Source organism: Carnimonas bestiolae, assembly GCF_051251145.1.
Taxonomy (GTDB): Bacteria; Pseudomonadota; Gammaproteobacteria; order Pseudomonadales; family Halomonadaceae; genus Carnimonas; species Carnimonas bestiolae.
Genome location: NZ_JBPCZK010000003.1, coordinates 320881 through 328434, shown reverse-complemented (window position 1 = coordinate 328434; position 7554 = coordinate 320881). Strand labels below are relative to the sequence as shown.

General features: G+C 54.5%; 8 protein-coding genes and 2 rRNA genes. 4 read left to right on the top strand and 6 right to left on the bottom strand.

Going from position 1 to position 7554, the window contains the following annotated elements:
- The 4 genes from R84865_RS06390 to R84865_RS06375 all read left to right on the top strand — a co-directional run.
- A 23S ribosomal RNA gene (locus tag R84865_RS06390) occupies positions 1–218 on the top strand; the annotation flags it as partial.
- 155 nt (positions 219–373) lie between these two features.
- Positions 374–489: ribosomal RNA gene (gene rrf / locus R84865_RS06385) — 5S ribosomal RNA — on the top strand.
- Positions 490–1292: 803 nt separating this feature from the next.
- Positions 1293–1817 carry a hypothetical protein gene (locus R84865_RS06380; protein ID WP_435639144.1) on the top strand — a complete coding sequence of 175 codons (525 nt, stop codon included), beginning with the start codon at positions 1293–1295 and terminating at the stop codon, positions 1815–1817.
- A 298-nt stretch (positions 1818–2115) separates the two neighbouring features.
- Positions 2116–2613, top strand: a complete 498-nt coding sequence (locus R84865_RS06375) for a hypothetical protein (RefSeq protein WP_435639143.1) — start codon at positions 2116–2118, stop codon at positions 2611–2613.
- A 275-nt stretch (positions 2614–2888) separates the two neighbouring features.
- Here the strand turns inward: R84865_RS06375 and R84865_RS06370 are convergent, their stop codons facing one another.
- The 6 genes from R84865_RS06370 to ybaK all read right to left on the bottom strand — a co-directional run bounded on the left by R84865_RS06370 (position 2889) and on the right by ybaK (position 7554).
- Positions 2889–3707, bottom strand: a complete 819-nt coding sequence (locus R84865_RS06370) for a Tim44 domain-containing protein (RefSeq protein WP_435639142.1) — start codon at positions 3705–3707, stop codon at positions 2889–2891.
- Positions 3708–3759: 52 nt separating this feature from the next.
- Complete coding sequence (gene yaaA / locus R84865_RS06365; protein WP_435639141.1) at positions 3760–4545, bottom strand: peroxide stress protein YaaA; 786 nt, start codon at positions 4543–4545, stop codon at positions 3760–3762.
- A gap of 96 nt (positions 4546–4641) precedes the next feature.
- Positions 4642–5679 (bottom strand): NADP(H)-dependent aldo-keto reductase, encoded by a 1038-nt coding sequence (locus R84865_RS06360; RefSeq protein WP_435639140.1) that lies wholly within the window; start codon positions 5677–5679, stop codon positions 4642–4644.
- A 205-nt stretch (positions 5680–5884) separates the two neighbouring features.
- Positions 5885–6427 (bottom strand): LOG family protein, encoded by a 543-nt coding sequence (locus R84865_RS06355; RefSeq protein ID WP_435631187.1) that lies wholly within the window; start codon positions 6425–6427, stop codon positions 5885–5887.
- A gap of 62 nt (positions 6428–6489) precedes the next feature.
- Positions 6490–7014, bottom strand: a complete 525-nt coding sequence (locus R84865_RS06350) for a DUF501 domain-containing protein (RefSeq protein ID WP_435639139.1) — start codon at positions 7012–7014, stop codon at positions 6490–6492.
- 66 nt (positions 7015–7080) lie between these two features.
- Positions 7081–7554 (bottom strand): Cys-tRNA(Pro) deacylase, encoded by a 474-nt coding sequence (ybaK, locus tag R84865_RS06345; protein ID WP_435639138.1) that lies wholly within the window; start codon positions 7552–7554, stop codon positions 7081–7083.

Genomic DNA, 7554 nt, shown 5'->3' with positions numbered 1-7554 from the left:
TGTTCCGGTTGTGATGCCAATTGCATTGCCGGGTAGCTATGTTCGGACGGGATAACCGCTGAAAGCATCTAAGCGGGAAGCCCCCTTCAAGATGAGACTTCCCTGGGGCCTTGAGCCCCCTAAAGGATCCTCGAAGACGACGAGGTTGATAGGCACGGTGTAGAAGCGCTGCAAGGCGTTAAGCTAACGTGTACTAATGGTCCGTGAGGCTTGACCATATAACCCCAAGTGGTTATGTCGAGCCGATGAAAGCGAGTTAATCCGGATACGCAGAGACGCATCTCGCTCAGCATGATTTACCGAATTCGTTGTTATCCGCGCGCGTAGAGCAGGGCACTAGCCACTAGTGAGTCGGATAGCAGCACCAGTTTTGCCTGACGACCTTAGCAAACGGGCACCACCTGATCCCATGCCGAACTCAGAAGTGAAACCGTTTAGCGCCGATGGTAGTGTGGGGATTCCCCATGTGAGAGTAGGTCATCGTCAGGCATTTATTCCAAACCCTCGATTGGTTAACACCAGTCGAGGGTTTTTCTTTGGCTGAGGGAAAGGCCGCACAGCGCGGAAAGCCGGCTGGCGAGCGGCCACCACCGACCGGGGCCATTCTTTCCTAAACTGCTAGAGCACCGAGGCGCGCGTGAGTACCAGGCACGCTCCACGGCTCACTCTAAAGACTCCGTCAACGTCACTCGCCACGGTCGGCGAGCGCAATATAGATCTTTTGCCCACTTCTTATCCTATAACGCCCCATACCCGGTAGGCCTGTCACATAGGTGTCAGATAATAATCTCCATCGATTAACGATCACGACCGCAATGCCTCCTCATCGAACGTAACTTCGGTGATTTCTATACATAACGGTGTGCATTTTTCAGGAATGGCAGCTATTGCTTTGATGTTTTTCGAGAGTCTGGACGAAAGCTTCTTCTATCGGCCTTGAATATGCTATTGAGCGATAGCTCACTAAATAAATTTTGTGGATATCATGTTCGCTGAGTTTTATCGTGGCTCGTAGTCAATCATGCGGTGAGATGTCTGCTGGTGGCGCGTGAGTGACTTGTATTTTCGACACTTGTGTTACTTTTTTGTAACTAATATTTCCGACATTTGTCAGCATTTTAATTTCTGTGAGTTATTGGGTTATAGCTCAGCAAGATCTCATTGATGATCTCGATCGAAGGGGAGGTAAAAGTGCTTTTTTTCTTGCACTTTTGGTCAGTTTATTACTATATAGAGAACGCTCACATGGATGACTCATGTGATATTGAATTCGTACAGAAGAGAGTCTCGACATGAAAAAAATCTTGGGAATGATGGCTGCCAGTGCTCTGGTGATTACTGCACTGACTGGCTGTGACAACGGATCTTCTGACGCAGCTAAAAATGCTTCCGACGCGGTAGGCAACGCTGCCGACAAGGTTTCTAACGCTGCCGATAGCGCGAAAGAAAAGATTTCTGACCTCACTGGCAAAGCTGGTGACAAAGCTTCCGATGCTGCTGACGGTGCCAGCGACAAGGCTTCTGACGCTGCTGACAGCGCTTCCGATGCTGCTGACAGCGCTAGCGACAAAGCTTCCGACGCTGCTGACAGCGCTAGCGACAAGGCTTCCGACGCTGCTGACAGTGCTAAAGACCACGCCTCTGACGCTACCAGCGAAGCTGACAAAGCATCTGACTCTAGCAACGCTAGCGACAAGGCCTCTTCTGCTATTAACAGCGCTAAAGAAAAAGCATCCAATGCTGTATCGCACGCTCGCGACAGCGCTCGTGAAGCCACCGACAAGGTATCTCACGATACACTTCACAACGGTGAGTAATCACAAGGTCTGATTGCTGCTGACTCAGCAGCATCGATCAAAAGCCCGGCACTTTTCAGTGTCGGGCTTTTTTCATTGCGGGGGAGGTTGGATGGAGCACACCTATTCACCTAAAAGTCGATCTCGACACGCGTTGCGCTAGCGTTGAGAATTGCCGTTCGGAGTTGGTTTCTCAATAAGTGACAGACTACACTACATTCGTTACGTTAGTTTACTCACGCCGCTTCGCCCTTTGCTAATATGGGTGGACACGTTAGTAATGAGTGACGCACCTTTTCTGTCTTAAGGGAGTATTGTAATGAAAAAGCTGCTGGGAATGATGGCTGCAAGCGTTTTTGTAATGACAACTCTGGCGGGCTGCGACAACGGCTCCCCGAGCGATCAGGCATCGAACGCCGCCGACAGCGCAACCGACGCAGCTAACAGTGCTGCTGATAGCGCCTCTAGCGCAGCAAGCGACGCGTCTGACGCAGCGGGTAATGCTGCCGATAACGCTGCCGATAACGCTTCTGATGCCGCTCACAACGCTGTAGACAAAGCGTCTGACGCTGCTGGCGATGCGACCGACAATGCCTCTGACGCTGCTGACGACGCTAGCGACAATGCTTCTGACGCTGCTGACGACGCGAGCGACAGCGCTTCTGATGCCGCCGACGACGCTAGCGACGATGCAGCTGACAGCTCCGATGCTGGCGATAGCGCTAAAGAAAAGGCATCTGACGCTTGGAACAAAGCAAAAAGCGCCGCTAGCGATGCTAAAGACAAAGCATCTCAGGCGATCAACGGCGATAACTAATCGATCCTTGACCGCGTAGCGTGGTAGGGCACCATGGAAGGTGCTTCGAGATCAATATTCGATTGATCGGTAAAGCCACCGCCCCCAATACAACTCACCGTTGTATTGGGGGTTTTCTTTTGCGAGACGGTAATGCTTCGGTTAGCTAGCTGATTGCCACCGAGGATATGGACGTTGCCTTGCCGGCGTAACGGCGGCCGGCTGGTTTGTTCTAAGCAATAAAAAACCCCGCCGTTAAGGCGGGGTGATTGCGAGCACAAGGCTGAGTAGCGGCGTTAGCGCTGCTCGATGCCCTGAATATACCAAGGAGCCTGATCACGCACATCGCGGACCAAATGCCACACTTCGCTGAATTCGTTCTGCTCGCCGTTCTCTTTGATAACGCCGTGGAACAGTACGGAAGCTTCAGCTTTTTGATCAAACTGCTGAATATCGCCCAGCTCTGCGAAGAGCTTGATCACCTCAGTGCTGTTGTCATCCGGCTGCTTGGCGCGCTCCTGGCGTAGCAGGTTATAAAGCTCCGGTGTTACATAGTCCTGGATGTCGGACAGGCTATTGTCGTCCCACGCTTTCTGTAGCGTCTCGAAGTGCGCCTTGGCATCTTCCAGGAAGCGCTCACGATTAAACCAGTCAGGCGTAGTCCCGTAGCTGCCACCGCCGCTCTGAGCCGTATTGAACTGCTGGGCGTGCTGCTGGCTTTGCTGCTGCTGATACTGTTGGTTTCCCTGCTGCTGATTGGCATAGGCATGTCGGCGTGAGCGCATGAATAGATAGATGCCGAAGATCACCAGCGCGATCAACAGAATGTCAGCGAAACGCAGACCATTGAACGCACCACCGAAGAACAGGGCCCCAATCAGACCGCCAGCAAGCAGTCCCGCCATCGGACCCATGAAGCGATTTCCTGCCGCTGCCGGACGCGACGCCGGCGCTTGGCGAGGCGTGGATGCCTTCTGGCCGCTGGTGGCGCTACTGGAACGCGAGTAATGGCCCATGCTGGCGCCGCCCCCAAAACGCCGCGCGTCGGCGTTATCTACCGCGATTCCAAACGTCATAAACCCGACCAGCAGGGTAATAATCAGCTGTCGCATCATTTGGCAACTCCTGGTTAATTCACGCCATATAAGGAGTCTATATCGCGAGAGCTTATTGCTCGCCGCGCGTAAAGACCCACTCGTTCTCGGTAGATAGCGCCGCATTGAATGCATAACCGGCGCCATCAAAGTGTTTCAGTTGCTCTGGATCATCCACGTTATTGTTGAGAATCCAGGCGGCCATCAGTCCCCGCGCTTTTTTGGCGTAGAAGCTGATGATCTTGAGTTTGCCGTTCTTCTCATCCTTGAAAACAGGCGAGATGATACGTCTATCCAGGCGCTTGCGATCAATTACCTTGAAGTATTCATTCGACGCAAGGTTGATTAGTACCTGGCTACCGCTGGCGTCGATTGCCTTTCTTAGATCGTCGGTCAAACGTTCACGCCAGAAATCATACAGCGTATTGCCCGCAGGATTGGGTAGCTTGATACCCATTTCCAGACGATAGGGCTGGATAAGATCAAGCGGCCTGAGCAAGCCATAAAGCCCCGACAGTATGCGCAATTGATCCTGACCACGCTCTATCACTTGCTGCGATTGGGACGTTGCGTCAAACCCTGTGTATACATCGCCCTGAAAAGCGAAGATCGCCTGCTTGGCTGGGTTTTGTGTGTCATCCAGCTTGAACGGCGTATGCCATTCAGCGTAGCGAGCCGTGTTCAACTGAGCCAGCTTGTCGCTGATGCCCATCAGCTTCGATAGCTGTGCTGGCGTGAGCTTGCGCAGGTGTTCAATCAGCGTTTTGCTCGACTCCAGATAATCTGGCTGAGTATGAGTATCGAACGGCGATGAACTATCGAAATCCAGCGATTTTGCAGGCGAAATAACGCTTAGCATACGCATGTCCTATCAGCGTGAAGATGAAAGATTACCACTAGTCGCTCACGCTCCCATTAAGGGAGCATGAAATGGAAGTGAAATAGTTTCTCACACTCAGGGGCAAGGGTTAGGGAAGCGACGATGGATATTCTCGATAGCGTCGATAACATCATCAGAGAGCTCTAGTGACTCACTGGCGATATTGCTGTCGAGCTGCTCGAGCGTGGTTGCTCCGATGATATTACTGGTCAGGAACGGGCGCGTGTTCACATAGGCGAGCGCCATCTGCGCCGGATCGAGCCCATGCTCTCGGGCGACGCCTACATAAGCCGCAGCGGCTTCAGCGGCCAGTGGCGAGGCATAGCGCTGGAAGCGTTCGAACAGCGTCAAGCGCGCGCCCTCCGGACGCTTGCCATCGAGATACTTGCCGCTCAACACCCCGAATGCCAGCGGTGAATAAGCCAGAAGCCCCACATTCTCGCGATAGCTAACTTCTGCCAAGCCTACTTCGTAGCTGCGATTGAGCAGGTTATAGGGGTTTTGCACGCTGGCAACGCGCGGTAGACCGTGCTCTTTGGCCAGTTCCAGGCATTTCATGGTGCCCCAGGCAGTTTCGTTCGACAGGCCGATGGCGCGAATCTTGCCCGCATCCACCAATGTCTTGAGCGCCTCCAGCGTCTCGTGCAGCGAGATGGCTTCTTCGTCCTGATCAGGCGTAAACCCAAGTTTGCCGAAGAAGTTGGCCGAACGTTCGGGCCAATGCAACTGGTAAAGATCAAGATAGTCGGTGCCAAGACGTTGCAGGCTGGCGTCGAGCGCTTGAGTAATCTGTTCCTTGTTAAGGCGTGGACCGCCGCGCAGATGCGTCATATCACGATTAGGGCCGGCTACCTTGCTGGCCACCACAAGGTCACTGCGATTGCCGCGCGCCTTCAGCCAACTGCCGATGTAGCGCTCGGTGAGCCCCTGCGTTTCTGCTTTCGGAGGCACTGGATACATTTCCGCAGCATCAATGAAATTGATACCGGCTTCTACTGCCCGATCCAGCTGCTGATGCGCTTCCTGTTCGGTGTTCTGCTCACCGAAGGTCATGGTGCCAAGGCACAGGCGGCTCACCTGAATACCGGTATCGCCCAGGGAAGAAAACGTCATGATCGCTCCTTGTGTGCACGGGAAAGTACGTTGGAAGAGGAGTAGGGCCAACCCGTCACAATAGCTTCATTGTGACGAGTTGGCGTAACGCCAGACATAGACAGCTTGTCTGAGCTCTGGTGCCGCTATTGCTTGCAGCATGAACGGACCAGCAGCCAGCAATCGCTGCCTTGGCGAGCAGGTGGCGTGGCAAAAATAGTCGGGCTTATTGCTCGCCAAACATGGCATCAAGCAGCGTATCAATGTTATCGCCAACGTGCAGGCTGTCCATGGTGCTCCGACTCATGAATCCATGCTGTGTGGTGTTTTCCAGAAACTCGAGCAGCGGTGTGTAGAAGCCGTCACTGTTAAGCATTGCCACCGGCTTACTGTGTAGCTCGAGATACGACCAGGTCCAGATTTCGAACAGCTCCTCGAAGGTGCCGATACCGCCAGGCAGCGCGATAAAACCATCGGAGAGGGCGCTCATGCGCGCCTTGCGGGCATGCATATCAGGCACGCGGATCAGTTCGGTAAGGCCGCTGTGGCCCACTTCGAGCTGTAGCAGACTGTCAGGGATAATGCCGATCACCTCGCCGCCAGCAGCCAATGCACCGTCGGCACAGCGCCCCATCAGGCCCACATGGCCGCCACCGTATACCAGTCGCCAGCCGCGCTCGGCAATGCGTCGACCCACCTGCTCGGCAACTTCACCCCACCGAGGAGAGTCGCCGTCACGAGAACCCATGTATACACAAACGCTGGTCATGAGCGTATTCCTTTTTGCTTTTTCGTGCGGCGTTGCCGCGAAAGTATCGGTAAGTGCGTCTATCAGGCGATGGAGGCAGCTACTTCAGGATAGTGCTGGTCGATCCATGCGCCGATCGCGTTGTGGGTGCTGAGATGATGCGCGTACTGGGTATGCAGGCAGCGGACCTGCTGCCAGTTGCTGATGCCGCCCACGCCGCGCTCCTTGAGCAGTGAGTCAAATCCCAGGGCGTTGACATCGGCTTCGATATCAGCGGTCATGAAGCGCCAACGGTCGGCCACGTAGTCTTCGTGGCTACGACGGTAGGCCGTCATCAGCTCTGGAGTTTCGAGCAAATGGGCTTCAAGCGCCTTGATCACACCTGCCGCCTCAAGGTGGGAAAGCTCTACTTTCAAGCGATCGCTGCACAACCAATAGAGCGTCGGGAAGGGGGCCTTGTCCACCAGCGAATGCATGCGAAGGGCCAGCGGCGTACCGTGACTATCGACGGCGGTAACGGCCTGAATGCCCTTGGGTTTTCGCCCGAGTTGCTCAGCAATGATCTCGAGCTGCTGTGGGCTGGGAGGAAGGTCGACGCGGGTAAGCATGAAATGTCCTGAAACGCTTGGATAAGGTGAAGTAGAGCTTGTGTGAACCATCGGTGCCACGCGCATTCAACCACTAATGGCTGCCACCGTGGTATCGAGCAAATCGATCAGCGCCTGTGGGGCTACGGCGATCTCAAGACCGCGCCGACCGCCGCTGACGAAAATTTCATCGAATGCCAGCGCACTTGCATCAATAAGCGACGGCGCGCGCTTCTTCTGCGCCAATGGGCTGATGCCTCCCACTACATAGCCGGTGGCTCGCTGCGCATCCTGCGGATTTGCCATCCGTGCCTTGCGTGCCGCAAACGCCTGCGCGACTGCTTTCAAATCAAGCTGACCAGCCACTGGCACCATCGCAACGGCGAGCCGTTTGCCATCCAGCTCTACCATGAGGGTCTTGAACACCTGCTGTTCGCTCTGGCCTAGCTCAGACGCTGCAGAGCGTCCGTAATCGCCGGCATGGTGAGCAGAAGAGAATTCGATTATCCGGTGTGCAATACGATGCTTTTCAAGCAGCGCGATGGCTGGGGTCTGCGCCAT

Excerpts from the sequence above, each read along its gene's own strand:
- R84865_RS06380 (WP_435639144.1), top strand. The coding sequence starts at position 1,293 with ATGAAAAAAATCTTGGGAATGATGGCTGCCAGTGCTCTGGTGATTACT.
- R84865_RS06375 (WP_435639143.1), top strand. The coding sequence starts at position 2,116 with ATGAAAAAGCTGCTGGGAATGATGGCTGCAAGCGTTTTTGTAATGACA.
- R84865_RS06370 (WP_435639142.1), bottom strand. The coding sequence starts at position 3,707 with ATGATGCGACAGCTGATTATTACCCTGCTGGTCGGGTTTATGACGTTT.
- yaaA (WP_435639141.1), bottom strand. The coding sequence starts at position 4,545 with ATGCTAAGCGTTATTTCGCCTGCAAAATCGCTGGATTTCGATAGTTCA.
- R84865_RS06360 (WP_435639140.1), bottom strand. The coding sequence starts at position 5,679 with ATGACGTTTTCTTCCCTGGGCGATACCGGTATTCAGGTGAGCCGCCTG.
- R84865_RS06355 (WP_435631187.1), bottom strand. The coding sequence starts at position 6,427 with ATGACCAGCGTTTGTGTATACATGGGTTCTCGTGACGGCGACTCTCCT.
- R84865_RS06350 (WP_435639139.1), bottom strand. The coding sequence starts at position 7,014 with ATGCTTACCCGCGTCGACCTTCCTCCCAGCCCACAGCAGCTCGAGATC.
- ybaK (WP_435639138.1), bottom strand. The coding sequence starts at position 7,554 with ATGGCGCAGACCCCAGCCATCGCGCTGCTTGAAAAGCATCGTATTGCA.